Consider the following 19,605-nt stretch of genomic DNA (forward strand, 5'->3'; position numbering starts at 1 on the left):
TCGCAGCGACTTCAGGGCATTCTCTTGCCTTATTCTTCCATGCTTCCGCCCTCTTTCCTTTCTAGCGTCGGACGCTACAACGTTGCTCAAGAGGATTCAAAAGGGATACCCATGCAAGGCCTGTTCAAGCGCGCCTCCATTTCGCTGTTCGCTCTCATGCTCGTTCTGCCGGCTGCAGCCCAGGCGCAGACGGCAAAGACGGTGCCTGAGAGCCAGATGCAGATGCAGCTCTCCTTCGCGCCGCTGGTCAAGCAGACGTCGGGCGCAGTCGTCAACGTCTACGCGGAAAAGATCATCCAGCGCCAGTCGCCCTTTGCCGGCGATCCCTTCTTCGAGCAGTTTTTCGGCCAGCAGATGCCGAATCGATCCGAGAAGCAGTCCTCGCTCGGTTCCGGCGTCATCGTCGAGGCGAACGGCACCGTCGTCACCAACAACCACGTCGTCGAAGGCGCCGACGACATCAAGGTGGCGCTGTCGGATGGCCGCGAATTCCCCTGCAAGGTGGTGCTGCGCGACGATCGCGTCGACCTCGCCGTGCTGAAGATCGACACCAAGGAGAGCTTCCCGACGCTGCCGATCGGCAATTCCGATAACGTCGAGGTCGGCGATCTCGTACTGGCGATCGGCAATCCCTTCGGTGTCGGGCAGACGGTGACGAGCGGTATCGTCTCCGCGCTTGCCCGCAACCAGGTGGTCAAGAACGAGTTCGGCTTCTTCATCCAAACCGACGCGTCGATCAATCCCGGCAATTCCGGCGGCGCGCTGATGAACATCAAGGGCGAACTGATCGGCATCAATACCGCGATCTTCTCGCGCGGCGGCGGCTCGAACGGCATCGGCTTTGCCATTCCCGCCAATCTCGTCAAGGTCTTCCTCGCTTCCGCCGATGCCGGCGTCAAATCCTTCGAGCGGCCCTATGTCGGCGCGAGCTTCGATGCGGTGACGTCGGAAGTCGCCGAAGCCCTTGGACTCAACAAAGTGCGCGGCGCACTCGTCGTCAAGGTTTCGGAAGGCAGCCCGGCGGCCAAGGCCGGGCTGAAGGCCGGCCAGATCGTCACGTCGGTCAACGGCATCTCCGTCGAGCATCCGGACGCATTGCTCTATCGCCTGACGACAGCTGGCCTTGGCAAATCGGTCAATCTGACCGTCATCGACAACGGTCGCGAGGAGCAGTTATCGCTGGCGCTGGATCGCGCCCCGGAAACCTCGCCGCGCGACCAGCGCGTTATCGGCGGGCGCACGCCCTTTACCGGCGCCGTCGTCGAAAACCTGTCGCCGCGTGTCGCAGACGAATTGCGTATGCCCTCGGAATCGGCGGGCGTCGTCGTTGCGGATGTCAAGGAGGATTCGCCGGCAGCCCGCCTTGGTTTTGAGCCCAAGGATATCATCGTTTCGATCAACGGGACGGACGTGAAATCGACCAAAGAGCTCTCTGAGATCGCCGATAGCGACCCCGGCCTGTGGCGGGTCGAGATCGAGCGCGACGGCCAGCGCATCAGGCAGTTCTTTCGATGAGCAATGATCTCTTCGCGCCGCGTGTTCCGGAAGAGGTTGCCGCCAGGCGGCCGCTTGCCGACCGGTTGCGGCCGAAGACGCTTGCCGATGTCACCGGTCAGGAACATCTGACCGGAGAGGACGGCGTGCTGAAGAGGATGATCGAAAGTGGTTCGCTCGGCTCAATGATCTTCTGGGGGCCGCCAGGCACCGGCAAAACGACGGTGGCGCGGCTGCTTTCCGGTGAGGCGGGGCTGGCCTTCGAGCAGATATCGGCGATCTTTTCCGGCGTTGCCGATCTGAAGAAAGTGTTCGAGGCGGCTCGCATGCGCCGCATGGACGGCCGCCAGACGCTGCTGTTCGTCGATGAGATCCATCGTTTCAACCGCGCCCAGCAGGACAGTTTCCTGCCTGTTATGGAGGACGGCACCGTCATCCTCGTCGGCGCCACCACCGAAAATCCCTCCTTCGAGCTCAACGCCGCTCTGTTGTCGCGCGCCCGCGTCCTCACCTTCAAATCACATGACGAGGAGAGCCTGGAGGAATTGCTGACGCGCGCCGAGGCGATCGAGCAGAGGCCGCTGCCCCTGACCGAGGAGGCGCGGGCCAGCCTGATCCGCATGGCCGATGGCGACGGCCGCGCGGTGCTGACGCTTGCCGAAGAGGTCTGGCGTGCCGCCCGCGAGGGCGAGAGCTTCGATACCGAAGCGTTGACGCGTATCGTCCAGCGCCGCGCCCCGGTTTACGACAAGGCGCAGGACGGTCACTACAACCTCATTTCGGCGCTGCATAAATCGGTGCGCGGTTCGGACCCGGATGCTGCGCTCTATTATCTCGCCCGCATGTTCGATGCCGGCGAGGATCCGCTCTATCTCGGCCGGCGTCTGATGCGCATGGCGGTGGAGGATATCGGGCTTGCCGATCCGCAGGCGCTGGTGATCTGCAACGCCGCCAAGGATGCCTATGACTATCTCGGATCGCCGGAGGGGGAGCTGGCGCTCGCCCAGGCCTGCGTCTATCTCGCCACCGCTCCGAAATCGAATGCCGTTTATACCGCCTTCAAGGCGGCAAGCCAGGCCGCGAAGCAGAACGGTTCGCTGCTGCCGCCCAAGCATATCCTCAATGCGCCGACCAAGCTGATGAAAGGCGAGGGCTATGGTGAAGGTTATCGCTACGACCATGACGAGCCGGATGCCTTTTCCGGCCAGGATTATTTCCCGGAGAAAATGGGCCGCCAGACCTTCTACGATCCGCCGGAACGCGGTTTTGAACGCGACATCCGCAAGCGGCTGGAATGGTGGGCGAAGCTTCGTAAGGAGCGCAATCCGCGCTGACCCGTCCGAATGTCAGGAAGAACGCGGCGTCTTCTGATTGGGTGGCGCGGCGATCACCTTGACAGCAGATTCGGCAAGGCCGTGGTGGCCTTCCATATCGACGACGACGTGCCAGTGGCCGCTTTCCGGAACGGTGAGCTTGACGGGTGACTTGCGCGCCACGCCGCCAATATATTTGAAATCGAGAACCTCGGTGAACCGCTGGAAGTTCGGCGCCGTCATCAGACGAACATTGTTCACCGCATTCAGCGACACCTCGACGATCGTTCCGGCTCGCTGTTCCTTGAGATCGTAATGGGTGAAGCGGAAATTCGGTTTCGGCATCGGTCTCGTGGCATCTGATAACTTGGCGACGAGATTTTACCAGCATGCCGGTTAACGAAAAGTTGGAAATCGGCCCTTCAGCCCATGCCTTCTCTCGCTGCGTGGAAAACACGCGCAGAGGGCTCAGAATGCGGAGTAGACGATGTAAAGTTCGACGCAGGCCAGCAGGACGCTGAAAGCGACGAGCGCCCAGGCGGTGCGCCTCTCGCGCATCCGCCGGTCGCCGCGCGTGATCCGATGTGGGCGAAGAGCGTGGAAGGCGGAGGACATGATATTTCGCATGGCGTTTGACTCTTGCCGTTACGGCGAGAATCTACAGCCGGCTGCGATAGGAAATCCATTCGGGGCGAGGGACAAAAATATAGGAATGGCATAAAGGCGGGCGGCGGAAATTTCGGCGCGCGGTGTCGGAAAGGGATGACCGCCTGATGGCTGCCGTTCTCCTCGTTGTCAGTTGCCGCGCCGGTTTTCCCGATCCAGCTGCGTCACCAGCGCCAGGATCGTTTCCGATACCGGTGTCGGCACGGCGGTCAGGCGTCCAAGCGCCACCAGCATGCCCACAAGCGGCGTAATTTCGAGCGCCTTGCCGCCGATCAAGTCCTGCAGCATCGAGGTTCGAACGCCGCCGATGTGGCGTGATTGCTCCAGCCGCCGCTCGACTGACATGGCGAAATCTGCGCCGACCGCATCGCCGACGGCGCGCACTTCCTTCATGACTTTGCTGACAATATCCATCAGCGCCGGATCCGCCATGATGTCAGTCATCAGCGCCCGTGTCAGAGCACTGATCGGGTTGAAGGCGGCGTTGCCCATCAACTTGCTCCAGATTTCACTGCGGATGTCCGTCGTGGTCGTAATGCTGAGGCCGGCGCCGGTCAGCACTGCTGCTATGGCCGAAAGGTAGGCAGACATTTCGCCGCAGGGCTCGCCAAGCACGAAGCGGCCGTTATGAGAGAGCCGGATCTCGCCCGGGCTGACGACTTCCGCACCTTGATAAGCGACGCAGCCAATCACGCGGTCCGGCCCGATCAGCCGCCAGAGCCTGCCGCCGGGATCGAGCTCATCAAATTGCAGTTCCGCATGTCCGCTCCTGGTATCGCGATGGAAATACCACCACGGAATGCCGTTGAGGATCATGACGACGCGGGTGCCTTGCTTGAGCAGACCGGCGATCCCCTCGGCGGCAGGGGGCAGCTGGTGCCCCTTGAGGCCGGTGATGACGAGATCCTGCGGCGGCAATGTCTTCGGATCGTCGGTTGCTGTCACGTGCACCTTGAGCGGGGTTTCCGCATCGGCCTCGCGCAGGCTGAGACCGTGGCTGCGGATCGCGTCGAGATGCGCCCCACGCGCGACGACGGAGACGTCGTTATCTTCCCTGCCTGCGAGCTTGGCGGCGATGGTGCCGCCAAGGGCGCCGGCGCCATAGATACAGATGGTCTTGATGGACATGCGTTGCCTCTTCACGGGTCACGCTGACTACATAGGCCATCCCCGGCGAGAGGCGAATGCCAATTTGCCACAAGATGTTCTTTCCATGATCATGGTGTTGCCGCCGCATCTCCAAGTTTGAATGCGGCGGCATCGATCCTGGCTGCTCAGGCCCCAGCCATTGCATCGCTTGCGAAATCCGTGGAGACGGCAAGCTCGCGCCATGCGGCCAGTTCCCTTTCGACACTCGCATGCTGCGTCTCGATCATGGCGACCGTATCGCTGCCGAACGGCATGCGCAGCGGTGGGTTGGCCGAGTTGACCATCGTGATGATGCCGGCCGCGAGCCTGGCGGGGTTGCCGGGCTGGGCGTGATTGGCGTCGGCGGCGAAATTGCGCATGTTTCCGGCCGGTGTGCCCTCGTAATCGGCGATGGAAGCAGGGCTTATTGCCAGCGAGGTGTCGGCGAGGAAGTCCGTGCGGAAGAAGCCGGGCTCGACGATCGTCACCTTGATCCCGAAGGGTGCGAGTTCGGCGGCCATGGATTCCGACAGTCCCTCGACGGCGAATTTTGTCGAGCCGTAGACGCCCCAGCCGGGATAGCCGAAATAACCGCCGATCGAGGAGAAGTTCAGGATATGGCCGGAACGCTGGCGACGCATATAGGGCAGCACGGCGCGTGTCACCTTCAGGAGACCGAAGACATTGGTGGCATAGATCTTTTCGATCTCTTCGGCTGTGGCTTCCTCGACCGCGCCGAGGAGGCCGTAGCCGGCATTGTTGGCGAGAACGTCGATGCGGCTGAAGCGGGCGATGCCGGCGGCCGCAGCCTCCTTCGCCTGCGTCTCGTTGGTGACGTCGAGGGCGACGGCCAACAGGTTCGGATGGTCCCCGAATTGCTCGATGATGGTCTTCGGGTTGCGGGCGGTGGCGATGACGGCATCGCCTGATGCAAGTGCTTCCTTGGTCATCAGCGCGCCGAAACCGCGGGATGCACCAGTGATGAACCAGACTTTCATGAGGAATTCCTTTTGTTGGCGTCGCATCTTTGTGCTGACGGCTGAATTTGACCGAAATTCCGATGCTGTATAAGATTTGTTATTATTGAAACTATGATGAGTACAATTCAATAATGCGGGCGACCGAACTTTCTGAACTGGCCGCCTTCGCGGCCGTGGCGCGGCACAAGAGCTTCCGCAAGGCGGGGGAGGAGCGGGGCGTTACTGCCTCTGCCGTCAGCCATGCCGTGCTCAATCTGGAAGACCGAATTGGCGTCCGCCTGCTTAACCGCACGACACGCAGCGTTTCGCTGACGGAAGCCGGCGAACTCCTTGTCTCGCATCTCGCCCCGGCTTTCGGGGAGATGGCGGCGGCCCTCGATGCGCTGAACCGCTACCGCGACACGCCCTTCGGCAGGGTGAGGATCAACGTGCCGAATTCGATCGGTCCTTTCGTCATCGGCCGTGTCATCGCACCGTTGATTGAGCGTAATCCCAATCTGCAGCTGGAAATCAACGCGACCGACAGGCTGGTCGACATTGTCGAGGAGGGTTTTGATGCCGGCATCCGTTTCGGCGAGCGCGTCACGGAAGGCATGATCGCCTTGCGCATCAAGCCGCGCATCCGCCTGGTCGTCGTCGGTTCACCCGGCTATTTCGAGAGGCGCCCGAGGCCGGAAACGCCTCACGAGCTCAAGCTTCACCTCTGCATCCAGAACATGTTTCCCTCCGGTGCGCGTTATGCCTGGGAATTCGAGAAGGACGGCCAGACGGTGAGTTTTCAGCCGACCGGCCCGCTGTCACTCGACGATCATGAACTGATGATGCAGGCAGCGCTCGGCGGCGTCGGCCTTGCCTATATCTGGGAGCCTCGCGTCGCAAAGGCCATTGCCGACGGAGAGCTCGTCCAGGTGCTCGATGATTGGTGTCAGCCGGAGGAACCGCTCTATCTCTACTATCCCAGCCGCCGCCACATGTCTGCGGGCTTCAGAGCGGTGATCGAGGCGATCAGGGCGGAGTGAAGCGTGCAGTCCTACCCGCGCATGCCGGCGATCGTTTGAAGCGCCTGAAGATAAACCGTCAGGTCGCGGGCAGGATCCGCCGACAGCGCGGTCGCACGGAATACCTTGCCTCCCGCCGCCTCGACGCCTCCGTCGATCATCAGGTTGTCGGCCATTCCGTGATTTTCGATGGCGATGCCGTCAGGCCCGCGCGGGCGTCCGCTCGTCTCGTCGATCTCCATTCCCGCATACCAGATCGAGCGGACGCGCAGGCCATAGTCGTCGGGGTGATTGGTATAGGCGAAGACCGATTTGCCGAGAGCAATCATGAAGCCGATCTCGTAGACTGTACCGGGATCGGCGCTGACGCCGCGAAAGGGCGTGATATTGGCGAGGCAAATTTCGGCCCGGCGCATGGCGACGTCATTGCGGGCGTAGATCTCTGCAGCCGTCCGCTTCACGGGTGTCTGGTTTTCGTCGCTGCCGGGACCGGTCGGTTCGAAGTCGAACTGACGCGCCAATCGGCGTTTTTCGGCCATGATGGGCAATGCATCGGGAAGAAAGACTTCCGGGCCGGCAAGGTAAATGGTGGTCATCGGTATCCTTCATTCCTACGCGAACCGAAGCACGGGAGTTGAGGGCAGGGCGACACCTATTTCCGATGGAAGCCTGGTAGATGGCAAGCCGCGCCGGCAGCAATTGTCGATTTTTTCCGATGACAGTCCGGTCAGCCCGCAGCAGGCCGCAGCTGCCGCGGGCCGGCATCAGGCTGCTCGTTGGAGACGAAAAAGCGGAAGGTTGCGCTCGTCACCCTTTTGACTTCGCTGGGCGAAGCGGCCAAAGATACGGCCATCGGCAGCATCATCGGGAGAGATTGATGAAGGGGCGGATTTTGTCAAATGCTGATCGAAGAGCGCCGAAGCGGCTCGGATATCTGTTTCCCGTCTTGGCCGCGCTGATCCTATCGGCACCGCTGGCGCTGGGAGAGGACATCGGGCCGCAAAGCCAGTCCTCGCGTGCCCAGGTCGAAAAACTGCTCGGCCTGTGGAAGGAGCACTTCGCCGGCGCCGACAGCCTGCAAGAGCGCAGGGCTGCTTTCGCCAGGCTGATGGAGACGATGCCGGGGCCGACGCGCATTCAGGTCCGGCAGGTCGATGCCGATGGTGTGGATGGCGAGCTGATGTGGCCCGCCCGGCTCCATCATCCGATCGGCAAAAGGGCGATTCTCTACATTCACGGCGGCGGCTTTTCCGGCGGTTCCATCCGCACGCATAGCCTGTTCGCCGGTTCGCTCGCCAAGGCCGCATCCAGCGACGTGCTTCTGATCAATTATCGACTGATGCCGGAATATACCTATCCCGCCCAGATCAACGACGCGCTGACGGCCTATCGCTGGCTTCTCGATAACGGCTATCGCAACGAGAATGTCGTCGTGGCAGGAGACGGCGCCGGTGGCAATATTGCGCTCGAGACGGTGCTGCGGCAGAAGCAGGCGGCCAAACCCTTGCCGGCGGCCGTGATTGCGCTGAGCCCGATCACCGATCTTGCCGCGACGGGCGGAACGATGACGGCAAATGCCGGCAGCGACCCGCTGGTCGATAAGGCGTCGATCGAGACCTTGCGCAAGACCTATCTCGGCAGCCGGCCTGCCACCGATCCTCAGGCATCACCGCTTTACGCCGACATGACCGGATTCCCACCGCTGCTGCTGCAGGTCGGTTCCGGCGAAGCCCTGCTTGATGACACGCTGCGCCTTGCCGACAAGGCGCGCCGGGAGGGCGTGGATGTCACCACCGAGGTGTGGGCGGGCATGCCGCATCAGTGGCAACTGTTTCCCGCGATGCTCGACGATGCCGATCGCTCGAGCCAGACTATTGCCGAGTTTGCGATCCGGCATTTTGCCGATAAGCCGGAAGAGTAGGGGCGCAGCAGCCGGCGTCACCGCATCATTGCGACGTGCCGCCGGCCGGTGAAGGCGCCAGAGGCCGCTCGACCTCCCGGCCGACGCTAAGCGCCTTTCGCACATTCGGCTCCAGCCGCTCGATATAGGCGTGGTCGGGCGCAGCGCCGAGCGCATCAAGCATTTTCGAGAAGAAACAGCGGGCGGCTGCGGCGGCCGTGACGTCGAAGATCTCGGCGTCGCTCAGCCCGTGTTTTTTCAACCCGTCTATATCCTGCTGCGTGACCGACGTCGCATCGCGCGCCACCTTGGCCGCAAAGGCCATGATCGCACGTTCGCCGGCATCGACCGGCGCCTTTTCCGTCTCGTTGACAAGGGCCGTCAGCCCGTCGCTGGTAAATCCCTCGCGCAGCAGCACCGAGCCGTGCGCCAGCATGCAATAAGAGGATTTGAGCTCCTTGGCGGCCGCCAGCGTCACCAGTTCATAGCGCCTGGGGCTCATATGGCTGCGAATGCTCGAAAGCAGCCCCGCCCAGCTCTCCATCACCTCCGGCCGATGGCCGAAGGCACGATACATGTTCGGCAGATAACCATAATTCGCCTCGGCCGACGCGTACATCGACGTCGTCCTCTCGCTGGCGGATGCATCCGGGGTGTGAATGAAAGCCATGGCATGGTCCTCCTCTATTGCGAGAAGGATAGGGTAGATATGCCGGACAGCAATCCTGCGCCGTCAGTTCGGGAACGAGCCATCGGCCCTAGAGGACGCCATTTGAGGATCTGAATGATCAGGCAACGTCGTTGCCCGCCAGAACGTCAGCGGCTCTCCTGATTGGAAGAGTGACCGTGAAGGTGGATCCGCACCCTTTTGCACTTCGCACCTCTATCGAGCCTTGATGCAGTTCGATGACCTGCTTCACAAGGTTGAGGCCGATACCGGTTCCGGCAATCCCCGTCGACGTGCGCGCCCGGAAATAGCGCTGAAACAACCGGGGCACGTCTTCAGCATCGATCCCCACGCCGTCATCGCTGATCGAAACCTTGACGTTGCCCGTCTCCTCCCATGCCGCAACCCGAATTTCGGATGTTCCTGGCGCGTATTTCACTGCATTCGAGAGCAGATTGGTGAAGACCTGGCTCAAGCTGCGGGGATCGGCATCGATGAATTCCGGCAACCCGTCTATGTCAAGCACGAAGCCATGCGTCTTCGAGATTGCCGACTGCCGCTCGCAGCAGGTTCTGATCAACGGTCCCAGGGCGCAGGCGTCGTAACTGATATCGATCTCCCCGGTATCGAGGCGTCCGTCCGACAGGATGCTCTCCATGAGATCGACGATCCGGCTCACCGATGCACGGATCTGTTCGACCTTGTCATTGAGAAAATCGGGCTCGACCGCGCCTCCCTTCCGCAACAGTCGCTGGGCGGCAGCATCGATGATTGCAAGCGGCGTACGGAATTCATGTGATGCCATCGCCACGAACTGCCGCTGCAATTCGTTGATGCTCCGCTCCTGAGCGAGCATCCGCTCAAGCTCGCGCGCCTGCCGCTCGACCTCCGCCGTACGGCTTTGCACGGTAACTTCGAGCCGATCGTGATGGCGGCGCAGCTCTTCCGCGAGCCGCACAGTCTTGGTGACATCCTCGTGGGTCGCCACGTATCCGCCGTTCTGCATCGGATTGTGGGTGATTTTGATGATGCGCCCGTCGGTGAGCGCGATGTTCTGGCTCGCCGGCGCGCCGAGTGCCGTCGCTTCGAAGACAACGTCAAAATAGGTGGCGGTGTCTGCCGGACCATTTCCCAGCCGGCTCCGATAGGCGAGGATGTCCACCAGCGACGTTCCGGGTTGAGTGAGAAAATCCGGCAGATCGTACATCCGTGCATAAGATGCGTTGCACAATATCAGCTTCTTCATCGAATCGAACATGCACAGTCCATGTGGCATGTTGCTGAGAGCTGCGTCGAACCGCTGATGTTGTTCGCTCAGACTGTCTGCGACGCGGCTGAGGGTCGAGATGTCTTCATAGCTCAGGATCCAGCTTCCCGCTCTCGACGGGGCGCAGGTCAATGAGATCATCCGTCCGTCGGCCAGTGCAAACTGCGAGGTGTGCGGCCTACAGGTCGTCAACCGTGAACAGGCCGCTGCACGGCAGGCGGCGGTGCCGGGCAGGCCGTCGATATTCATTCCCCTGCGCAGAGTGCCATCGGAAAGGCCGAGAATGTCGAGCGCGCGGGAATTGAAGGCCGTCACTGTATCGGCAGAATCGAGGAGAACAATGCCCTGCGGCAGGTTCTCCAGAATGGCTTCAAACGAATGCGGCATTTCCGGCCCCGCTTTAGATCTGGCACGTCCCCTATCCGTAGCATTAGCCACAAACGATAAAGTTTCGCTAATGCCTCTGGGCGGGAGTTCCTTGAGAGCAATTCCAGCAGAACTGCATCGCGATTCTGCGTCAGGCTATTGGATCCACGACATTGCCGCGCTTCATCTTTTGGCTTGAAGAATGAGAGATTTCGCAGGGTGGCCCGAGCTCGCAACGTTGGGAAAAGCCTGTCGGATTGATCCCATGTTTTAAATCGTTCCAAAAATCGTCCCCCGCCTCGCGACGTGATAGGGCTAGAGAAAGGTCAATAAAGCGCAGCTTTAATTGAATTGGTTCTTGACATATTTGGAACGTTCCAAATAAATAGACATCAGTCGACGACGACGACGACGTCGGGAGGGTGAAGTGACAAAGGCGCGGGTGACCGTCATAGACATTGCGAAGGCCGCCAATGTCTCCAAGTCGACGGTGTCGCTCGTGCTTCAGGGATCCTCCCTGGTCAACGAGGCGACACGTGCCAAGGTCAATGCCGTGATGCGCGAGCTCGGATACGTCTATAATCGCGGCGCAGCCAATCTTCGGCAGGCCGGTTCCAAATCGAGGATCATCGGAGTCGTCGTGAACGATCTGACGAACAGCTTCTTTGCGGAGTTGGCGGTCGGGGTCGATATGGTCGTTCAGTCGGCGGGTTTCGTGCAGTTCCTGTCGAATACCGGTGAGAGCATCGACAGGCAGCGCGAGGTTGTCGCATCGATGCGCGAACATGGCATTTCGGGCCTGATCGTCTCGCCGGCGCGCGCCACCGATGCCGCCGACTTCAAGCCGCTGGTCGCGGCAGGCATTCCCGTCGTGGTCGTCGTTCGACATCTGCCTGGCGCCAAAGTCTCGTCCATCGTCTCCGACAACCGGGACGGCATGATGTCCGCCGTTCAGCATCTGGTGGGTCTCGGTCATAAGCGCATCGCATTTCTCGGTGGCTTTCCCGATACCGCTGTCTTCGACGATCGCCTTGCCGGTTACCGCAGCGGAATGGAGGCGGCCGGGCTCGGATACGACGAGCTACTCGTGATCTCGTCCGCCCCGTCGCGAGCGGGCGGCGTGGAGGCCATCGGAAAGGCGATCGCCCTTGGCGACCGACCCACTGCAGCCGTCTGCTTCAATGATGCCGTCGCCTTCGGAGTCTGCGACGGATTGCGTGCGCGTCGTCTGGAGCCTGGCGCCGACTTCGCCGTCGTCGGCTTCGACGACGTCATCGAGGCTCAGGCGGCGGTTCCCGCGCTGACGACGGTCTCGGTCGATCCGCAGGGCATCGGGCGCCGCGGCGCGCAGATGCTCCTCAAGCAGATCAATGCCGGCAAGGCGGAAGCCGAGACGGTAACGACAGCCGTTCGGCTGGTCGTCCGCGAAAGTTGCGGCGCCGGTAAAGCCGCGCCGGCGAGAGCCGGCAGAGCGTGAAATTGAAACGGGGTTCGAAGTGACGCACATGAAGAAGCATCTCACACCAGCCGAAGCGGCCGCGCTGATCCCGGATGGCGCAGTCGTCACGGTGTCGTCGTCGAGCGGTCTCGGTTGCCCCGACCTGATGCTGAAGGCGATCGGCGAGCGTTTCGATGCGACCGGTCATCCCAGTCACATTACCACCCTTCACCCGATTGCCGCCGGGGATATGAGCGGCATCAAGGGCGTCGACTATATCGCGAGGAAAGGTCTGCTCAAACGCATCATCGGCGGCTCCTATCCTTCAGGCCCGTCATCCGCCGAGCCGCCGTTGATCTGGCAGATGATCACCAACAACGAGATTCCGGCCTATAACATTCCCTCAGGTATCCTGTTCGACATCCACCGCGAAGCCGCCGCCAAGCGACCGGGTGTGCTGACCAAGGTCGGCATCGACACCTTCGTCGATCCTCGGCGGCAAGGCTGTGCGATGAACGCTCTCGCTTCGGACGATCCGGTGGTCAAGCGCGTCAGCTTCGAGGGCGAAGACTGGCTGTTCTTTCCCTCGATCGTTCCTCAGGTCGCCATCATCCGCGCCACGACCGCCGACGAACGCGGCAATCTCACCTATGAGCATGAAGGCGCCTATCTCGGCGGCCTCGACCAGGCGCTCGCCGCCCGCAACAATGGCGGCATCGTCATCGCGCAGGTTAAGCGGATCACCAAGGAAGGCTCACTGAAACCGCATGACGTCCGCGTGCCGGGAATGCTGGTCGATTATGTCATCGTCGATCCCGATCAGAAGCAGACGACGCAGACTGGGTACGACCCGGCAATATCGGGCGAGATCTTCCGGCCGCTCGATAGCTTCCGCGTTCCGGAGTTCAATGTTCAGAAGGTCATCGCGCGCCGTGTCGCGCAGGAGTTGCAGGCGGGAAGCTGCGTCAATCTCGGCTTCGGAATTTCGGCCAACGTACCGCGGATTCTGCTGGAGGAGGGGCTTCACGGCGCTGTCACCTGGGTCATCGAGCAGGGCGCGGTCGGCGGTGTGCCGCTGCTCGACTTCGCCTTCGGTTGTGCCTGCAACGCCGACGCCTACATGCCGTCTCCCTATCAGTTCACCTATTTCCAAGGCGCTGGTTTCGATGCGTCGCTCCTGTCCTTCCTCGAAATCGGCAAGGACGGTTCGGTCAACGTCTCGAAGCTGTCGTTCCGGCCGCATGTCACGGCCGGCGCCGGAGGCTTTGTCGACATCACGGCGCGGGCGAAGAAGATCGTCTTCTCCGGCATGTTCAACGCCGGCGCGAAGCTTTCGATCGCTGATGGAACTCTTCTCATCGAGAAGGAAGGCAAGCTGAAGAAGCTGGTGAACGAGGTCGAACACGTCACCTTCAGCGGCAGGCGCGCGATAGAGCAGGGACAGGACATCACCTATGTCACCGAGCGGTGCGTGATGAAGCTGACACCTGATGGCATCGTGTTGACCGAAATCGCTCCCGGGGTCGATCTTCAAACCCAGATCCTCGATCAGTCCGAATTCCGGCTGATCGTCGCGCCCGATCTGAAGGTGATGGACGCCGCATTGTTCCGGGAGACTGAGATCGGGCTTTCGCTTTCGGCAAAGAGGGCGCGGACATTGGAGGGCACCTTCAATGGCTAGCGGAACGGTCAAGGTCGATATCGAAGGCCATGTCGCGACGCTGACGATCTCCCGGCCGGAGAAGCTGAACGCGCTCGATCTCGACATGCTGAAGGCTTTGGTGGAGGCGGCCGACGCGGTGGAGGCGAACCCGGACGTTCGCGCTGCCGTTCTGACCGGAGAAGGGAAAAGCTTTTCCGCCGGGGGCGATATCAAAGCCTGGGGCGGGATGCTGCCGCAGGAGTTCGGTCACGCCTGGGTAAGGCACGGTCACCGGATCTTCGAAAGGCTGGCGACGCTCCGGGTGCCCCTTGTCGCGGCCCTCAACGGCCACGCGCTTGGCGGCGGGCTCGAACTGGCGGGCGTTGCCGACATTCGCATCGCCGAGGAACACATCAAGATCGGCCTGCCGGAGACCGGCCTTGGCATGGTGCCGGGCTGGTCCGGCACCCAACGTCTCGTGCGCCGGTTCGGCGCGCAGGCCGTCCGCCGTATGGCGCTCGGTGGCGAGATATTCACCGCCGAGGAAGCCCGCCTGCTCGGTATCGTCGACGCGGTCGTTCCGACAGGAAATGCGCTCGCCGCCGCCAGGAAATATGCCGAGCGGATTGCCGTAAGAGGGCCGGCCGCCGTCGAGATCGTTAAGCTCATGATCGCATCGGCAAACGGCGAAGACAACGGAACCGCGGTCGAAGCCCTGGGCTCGATCCTCGCCGCCACGACTGGCGATCTGAAAGAGGGCGTCGCGTCGTTCAGCGAGAAGCGCCCGGCAACGTTCAAGGGAGAATGGTAATGACGGTCCTCGTCAACCCCACGGCGCTCAGCGACCACAAGGCGCGTGATTTCAAGATGCTGATCGACGGCAAATGGGAGGCCGGCGCCTCCGATCCGATCGAACGCATCGCGCCGAGCCATGGTGTGACGGTCAGCCGCTTCCCCGCTGGCAGCAGGACCGACGCCGAGCGCGCCATTGCTGCGGCACGCAAGGCCTTTGACGAGGGACCGTGGCCGCGAATGACCGCTTCCGAACGCTCAGTGATCCTGCTGAAGGCCGCCGATCTAATTGCGGCGCGCGCCGAGGAACTCGCATTTCTCGATGCCATCGAGGCCGGCAAGCCCATCACCCAGGTGCGAGGAGAAATTGCCGGTTCGGTCGATATCTGGCGATATGCGGCGGCACTTGCCCGTGATCTCCACGGCGAAAGCTACAACACGCTTGGCGACGGCACGCTCGGTGTCGTCCTGCGCGAAGCGATCGGCGTGGTATCGATCATCACGCCCTGGAATTTCCCGTTCCTGATCGTCGGACAGAAGCTGCCCTTCGCCCTGGCCGCAGGCTGCGCGACCGTCGTCAAACCCTCGGAACTGACATCGGGATCGACGCTCGTGCTCGGAGAAATCCTGCAGGAAGCAGGCATTCCGGATGGCGTCGTCAACATTGTCACCGGCACGGGACCTGAGGTCGGCGCGGTCATGACATCCCATCCAGACGTCGACATGGTCTCCTTCACCGGCTCGACCGGTGTCGGAAAACTGACGATGACGAATGCGGCGCAGACGCTGAAGAAGGTTTCGCTGGAGCTGGGCGGGAAGAACCCGCAGATCGTTTTTCCCGATGCCGACCTCGACGCCTTCATCGATGCCGCCGTCTTCGGCGCCTATTTCAATGCCGGCGAGTGCTGCAACGCCGGCTCGCGGCTAATCCTGCACAAGTCGATCGCCTCCGATGTCGTCAGGCGCGTCGCCGAGCTGTCGAAGGGGGTGAAGGTCGGCGATCCCCTCGATCCCCAGACGCAGGTCGGCGCGATCATCACGCCGCAGCATCTGGAGAAGATATCGGGATATGTCGCCGGCGCGAGGAGCAACGGCGCCCGCGTCGCCCATGGCGGCGAGACGCTCGACCTCGGCATGGGGCAGTTCATGTCGCCGACCATCCTCGAAGCAGTCACGCCCGATATGGCGGTGGCGCGCGAGGAAGTCTTTGGTCCGGTGCTGTCGGTCCTGACATTCGAGACGACTGGTGAAGCGGTCAGGATTGCCAACTCCATCGACTACGGCCTTTCTGCCGGTATCTGGAGCCGTGATTTCGACACCTGCCTGACGATCGGCCGGTCGGTGCGGGCGGGCACCATCTGGATGAACACCTTCATGGACGGCGCCTCGGAGCTTCCCTTCGGCGGCTACAAGCAGAGCGGCCTCGGCCGCGAGCTCGGCCGCCATGCGGTCGAGGACTACACCGAGACCAAGACGCTGAACATGCATATCGGCATGCGCACCAATTGGTGGATGCCGCGAACCTGAGGCTGGCTTGGCCGGCGAGAAAACTACGCCTGAGGAGGCGGGTGATCGGGTGCGGGAATGGTCCCGCATCTCCAAACGGGAACTGGGAGGTTCTTCGATGAATAAGTTCATGAGCTCGGCAGCGGTTGCTGTCGTGATGCTGGCTGGTTTGGGTGCGGCGCAGGCTGCCGACGTCAAGGAAGTGCAGATGCTGCACTGGTGGACGTCTGGCGGCGAGGCGGCTGCCTTGAACGTCCTGAAGGAGGATCTGGCGAAGGAAGGCTTTGCCTGGAAGGACGTCCCGGTTGCCGGCGGCGGCGGTGATGCGGCGATGACGGCGCTGAAGGCGATGGTTGCGGCGGGTACTTATCCGACGGCCTCGCAGATGCTGGGCTATACCGTGCTCGATTATGCCCAGGCCGGCGTGATGGGCGACCTGACCGAGACGGCCAAGAAGGAGGGCTGGGACAAGTCGGTGCCGGCAGCGCTGCAGAAGTTCTCCGTCTATGACGGCAAGTGGGTCGCAGCCCCGGTCAACGTCCATTCGGTCAACTGGCTGTGGATCAACAAGGCTGTCATGGACAAGATCGGCGGCAGCCAGCCGAAGAGCTTCGACGACCTGATCGCGCTGCTCGACAAGGCCAAGGCCGCAGGCGTCATCCCCTTGGCGCTCGGTGGCCAGAACTGGCAGGAAGCGACGATGTTCGATTCGATCGTGCTGTCGACCGGCGGCCCGGAGTTCTACAAGAAGGCCTTCAACGACCTCGACGAGGAATCGCTGAAGTCGGACACGATGAAGAAGTCCTTCGACAATCTGGCGAAGATCGTCAAATATGTCGATCCGAATTTCTCCGGCCGCGACTGGAACCTGGCGACCGCCATGGTCATCAAGGGTGATGCGCTGGTGCAGGTGATGGGCGACTGGGCCAAGGGCGAATTCGTCGCCGCCAAGAAGACCCCGGATAAAGACTTCCTGTGTTACCGCTTCCCCGGCACCGAAAGCAGCGTCATCTACAACTCCGACATGTTCGGCATGTTCAACGTCCCCGACGACCGCAAGGCGGCGCAGGTGGCGCTCGCAACGGCAACGCTGTCGAAGAGCTTCCAGTCGGCTTTCAACGTCGTCAAGGGTTCGGTGCCGGCCCGCACCGACGTTCCCGACACCGACTTCGACGCCTGCGGCAAGAAGGGCATCGCCGACCTGAAGGCCGCCAATGAGGGCGGCACCCTGTTCGGCTCGCTGGCCCAGGGCTACGGCGCGCCTCCGGCGATCGCCAATGCCTATAAGGACGTCGTCTCGAAGTTCGTCCACGGCCAGATCAAGAGCTCCGACGAAGCCGTCACCCAGCTCGTCCAGGCGATCGACGACGCCCGCTAAGGGTCGTCGATGAACAAGGCTTCCCCGCTTGTCTCGCGGGGAAGCTTCAGCCCCTGACGGATATGCGGGGGCGATCATGCGGGGACAGGCATGCTGGCCACCCCCATGACGACATGCATGACGACATGCAGGGAGGAGATGACATTCCATGAGCACAGTTGCCACCACCGATCCGGTTCTGACGCCGCGGCAAGCGACGCGGGTCTCGCTGCGGGGCCGGCTGCAGGATGCGCTGCCGAAGATCGTGCTGGCGCCGAGCTTCGTCATCACGCTGATCTTCGTCTACGGCTTCATCGTCTGGACGGCCTATCTCTCCTTCACCAATTCCAAGACCTTTCCGTCCTATGCGCTGACCGGCGCACGCGCCTATCAGCGGCTGTGGCGCTGGACCTTCGAGAACGATCCGCCGTCCTCCTGGTATACCTCGATCACCAACATGGCGATCTTCGGCTTCCTCTATGTCGGCATCTGTTTAGGCCTCGGCCTGCTGCTTGCCATCCTGCTCGATCAGAAGATCCGCGGCGAGGGGCTGTTGCGACCGATCTTCCTCTATCCGATGGCGCTCTCCTTCATCGTCACCGGGGTGGCCTGGAAGTGGTTCCTCGATCCGGGCCTCGGGCTCGAACAGACGCTGCACCACTTCGGCTGGACGAGCTTCCACTTCGACTGGATCAAGAACAAGGACTTCGTCATCTATACCGTCGTCATCGCCGGTGTCTGGCAGGCGTCGGGCTTCGTCATGGCGATGTTCCTCGCCGGGCTTCGCGGCATCGACGGCGAGATCATGAAGGCGGCGCAGATCGACGGCGCCTCGCCCTTCCAGCTTTATCGGCGCATCGTCATTCCGCTGTTGCGGCCGATCTTTCTGTCGGCCTTCATCGTGCTCGCCCATATGGCGATCAAGTCCTACGACCTGGTGGTGGCGCTGACCTCGGGCGGGCCGGGCGGCTCGGCCTGGCTGCCGTCCAACTTCATGTATGAATATACCTTCAAGCGCAACGAGATGGCCGTCGGCTCGGCCAGCGCCATCATCATGCTGATGACGATCTCGGCGATCATCGTTCCCTATCTCTATTCCGAACTGAAGGAGAAGGCGCGATGAGCAGCGTGACCTCTTCCATCGGCACCTCGACCGCAATGCTTTCGCAGAGCGGCGATAGCAGGACTAACAGCGCCCGCTGGATCGGCCGACTGGTCATCTACGGCCTGCTGGTGATCTTCGCCATCCTCTACCTGATGCCGCTCTTCGTCATGCTCGTGACCTCGTTCAAGACGATGGACGAGATCCAGGGCGGCAACATGCTGGCGCTGCCGGCGGCCCCGACCTTCGATCCCTGGATCAAGGCCTGGGGCGAGGCCTGCGTCGGGCTGACCTGCGCCGGCATCAAGGGCTACTTCTGGAACTCGATCAAGATGGTGGTGCCGGCGGTGGCGATCTCCACGATCATGGGGGCGCTGAACGGTTATATCCTGACCAAATGGCGCTTCCCCGGCCATACGCTGGTGTTCGGGCTGATGCTGTTTGCCTGTTTCATCCCGTTCCAGTCGGTACTGCTGCCGATGGCGACGATCCTCGGCTCGCTCGGCCGCTTCGGCGTGACGCTGCAGAACGCCACCGGCCTTTCCTTCGGCTTCGGCAATTCGACCGTCAATCTGGTCTTCGTCCATGTCGTCTACGGCCTCGGCTTCACCACGCTGTTCTTCCGCAATTTCTACGAGGCGTTTCCGACCGAACTGGTCCGCGCCGCCCAGGTCGACGGCGCCAGCTTCTTCCAGATCTTCCGCCGCATCATGCTGCCGAACTCGCTGCCGATCATCGTCGTCACCGTCATCTACCAGTTCACCAATATCTGGAACGACTTCCTGTTTGCCTCGGCCTATGCCGGCACCGGTGACTCCATGCCGATGACGGTGGCGCTCAACAATGTCGTCAACACCTCGACCGGGGTGGTCGAATACAATGTCAACATGGCCGCGGCGATGATCGCGGCCGTTCCGACGCTCATCGTCTATATCCTCGCCGGCCGCTACTTCGTGCGCGGTCTGATGGCGGGCGCAGTCAAAGGGTAA

Annotated in this window: 18 protein-coding genes; 11 read left to right on the forward strand and 7 right to left on the reverse strand. The window is 61.9% G+C overall.

The features are described 5' to 3' along the window. The first annotated feature begins 111 nt into the window (after positions 1-111). Both AMK00_RS08615 and AMK00_RS08620 read left to right on the forward strand, forming a co-directional pair. Positions 112-1,515, forward strand: coding sequence for a DegQ family serine endoprotease (locus tag AMK00_RS08615; RefSeq protein ID WP_064810134.1), 1,404 nt, complete (start codon positions 112-114; stop codon positions 1,513-1,515). After that, entirely contained in the window at positions 1,512-2,828 is a 1,317-nt protein-coding gene (locus AMK00_RS08620) for a replication-associated recombination protein A (protein ID WP_064810135.1), read from the forward strand. Before AMK00_RS08615 ends, AMK00_RS08620 begins: the two co-directional genes overlap by 4 nt. A gap of 12 nt (positions 2,829-2,840) precedes the next feature. Here AMK00_RS08620 and AMK00_RS08625 read toward each other — a convergent pair whose 3' ends face one another. From AMK00_RS08625 to AMK00_RS08635, 4 genes are all read right to left on the reverse strand, one after another. Further along, entirely contained in the window at positions 2,841-3,152 is a 312-nt protein-coding gene (locus AMK00_RS08625) for a DUF1883 domain-containing protein (RefSeq protein WP_064801929.1), read from the reverse strand. Positions 3,153-3,275: 123 nt separating this feature from the next. Beyond that, positions 3,276-3,434 (reverse strand): hypothetical protein, encoded by a 159-nt coding sequence (locus AMK00_RS32490; protein ID WP_167377169.1) that lies wholly within the window; start codon positions 3,432-3,434, stop codon positions 3,276-3,278. A gap of 168 nt (positions 3,435-3,602) precedes the next feature. Continuing rightward, complete coding sequence (locus AMK00_RS08630) at positions 3,603-4,601, reverse strand: ketopantoate reductase family protein (RefSeq protein WP_064810136.1); 999 nt, start codon at positions 4,599-4,601, stop codon at positions 3,603-3,605. A gap of 146 nt (positions 4,602-4,747) precedes the next feature. Then, positions 4,748-5,599, reverse strand: coding sequence for an oxidoreductase (locus AMK00_RS08635; protein WP_064810137.1), 852 nt, complete (start codon positions 5,597-5,599; stop codon positions 4,748-4,750). A gap of 113 nt (positions 5,600-5,712) precedes the next feature. Here AMK00_RS08635 and AMK00_RS08640 point away from each other — a divergent pair, with 113 nt between their 5' ends. Further along, positions 5,713-6,600, forward strand: a complete 888-nt coding sequence (locus tag AMK00_RS08640) for a LysR family transcriptional regulator (RefSeq protein ID WP_064810138.1) — start codon at positions 5,713-5,715, stop codon at positions 6,598-6,600. Positions 6,601-6,611: 11 nt separating this feature from the next. On the opposite strand, the gene AMK00_RS08645 is transcribed toward AMK00_RS08640, so the two are convergent. Beyond that, entirely contained in the window at positions 6,612-7,175 is a 564-nt protein-coding gene (locus tag AMK00_RS08645; protein ID WP_064810139.1) for a nucleoside 2-deoxyribosyltransferase, read from the reverse strand. Between the two features lie 350 nt (positions 7,176-7,525). Here AMK00_RS08645 and AMK00_RS08650 point away from each other — a divergent pair, with 350 nt between their 5' ends. Then, on the forward strand, positions 7,526-8,500 hold the full coding sequence (locus tag AMK00_RS08650; protein WP_189637017.1) for an alpha/beta hydrolase: 975 nt from the start codon (positions 7,526-7,528) through the stop codon (positions 8,498-8,500). 25 nt (positions 8,501-8,525) lie between these two features. Here the strand turns inward: AMK00_RS08650 and AMK00_RS08655 are convergent, their stop codons facing one another. Together AMK00_RS08655 and AMK00_RS08660 are read right to left on the reverse strand one after the other, a co-directional pair. Next, positions 8,526-9,149 carry a carboxymuconolactone decarboxylase family protein gene (locus AMK00_RS08655; protein ID WP_064810140.1) on the reverse strand — a complete coding sequence of 208 codons (624 nt, stop codon included), beginning with the start codon at positions 9,147-9,149 and terminating at the stop codon, positions 8,526-8,528. A 118-nt stretch (positions 9,150-9,267) separates the two neighbouring features. Beyond that, a complete protein-coding gene (locus AMK00_RS08660; RefSeq protein WP_064810141.1) occupies positions 9,268-10,800 on the reverse strand; it encodes a sensor histidine kinase in 1,533 nt (510 codons plus the stop codon). Between the two features lie 406 nt (positions 10,801-11,206). Here AMK00_RS08660 and AMK00_RS08665 point away from each other — a divergent pair, with 406 nt between their 5' ends. The 7 genes from AMK00_RS08665 (at position 11,207) to AMK00_RS08695 (ending at position 19,605) form a co-directional block, all read left to right on the forward strand. Beyond that, on the forward strand, positions 11,207-12,256 hold the full coding sequence (locus AMK00_RS08665) for a LacI family DNA-binding transcriptional regulator (RefSeq protein ID WP_064810142.1): 1,050 nt from the start codon (positions 11,207-11,209) through the stop codon (positions 12,254-12,256). Positions 12,257-12,284: 28 nt separating this feature from the next. Further along, positions 12,285-13,898 (forward strand): acyl CoA:acetate/3-ketoacid CoA transferase, encoded by a 1,614-nt coding sequence (locus AMK00_RS08670; RefSeq protein WP_064810143.1) that lies wholly within the window; start codon positions 12,285-12,287, stop codon positions 13,896-13,898. After that, complete coding sequence (locus AMK00_RS08675; protein WP_064801945.1) at positions 13,891-14,670, forward strand: enoyl-CoA hydratase/isomerase family protein; 780 nt, start codon at positions 13,891-13,893, stop codon at positions 14,668-14,670. Before AMK00_RS08670 ends, AMK00_RS08675 begins: the two co-directional genes overlap by 8 nt. Continuing rightward, positions 14,670-16,178 carry an aldehyde dehydrogenase family protein gene (locus tag AMK00_RS08680; protein ID WP_064801947.1) on the forward strand — a complete coding sequence of 503 codons (1,509 nt, stop codon included), beginning with the start codon at positions 14,670-14,672 and terminating at the stop codon, positions 16,176-16,178. Before AMK00_RS08675 ends, AMK00_RS08680 begins: the two co-directional genes overlap by 1 nt. A gap of 97 nt (positions 16,179-16,275) precedes the next feature. Continuing rightward, on the forward strand, positions 16,276-17,535 hold the full coding sequence (locus tag AMK00_RS08685) for an ABC transporter substrate-binding protein (RefSeq protein ID WP_064810144.1): 1,260 nt from the start codon (positions 16,276-16,278) through the stop codon (positions 17,533-17,535). Between the two features lie 148 nt (positions 17,536-17,683). Further along, complete coding sequence (locus AMK00_RS08690) at positions 17,684-18,637, forward strand: carbohydrate ABC transporter permease (protein ID WP_064810145.1); 954 nt, start codon at positions 17,684-17,686, stop codon at positions 18,635-18,637. Next, complete coding sequence (locus tag AMK00_RS08695; RefSeq protein ID WP_064810146.1) at positions 18,634-19,605, forward strand: carbohydrate ABC transporter permease; 972 nt, start codon at positions 18,634-18,636, stop codon at positions 19,603-19,605. The genes AMK00_RS08690 and AMK00_RS08695 overlap by 4 nt, the downstream gene beginning before the upstream one ends.

Origin of the sequence: Rhizobium sp. N621 (assembly GCF_001664325.1) — a bacterium.
In the GTDB taxonomy this organism is placed as follows: Bacteria; Pseudomonadota; Alphaproteobacteria; order Rhizobiales; family Rhizobiaceae; genus Rhizobium; species Rhizobium esperanzae.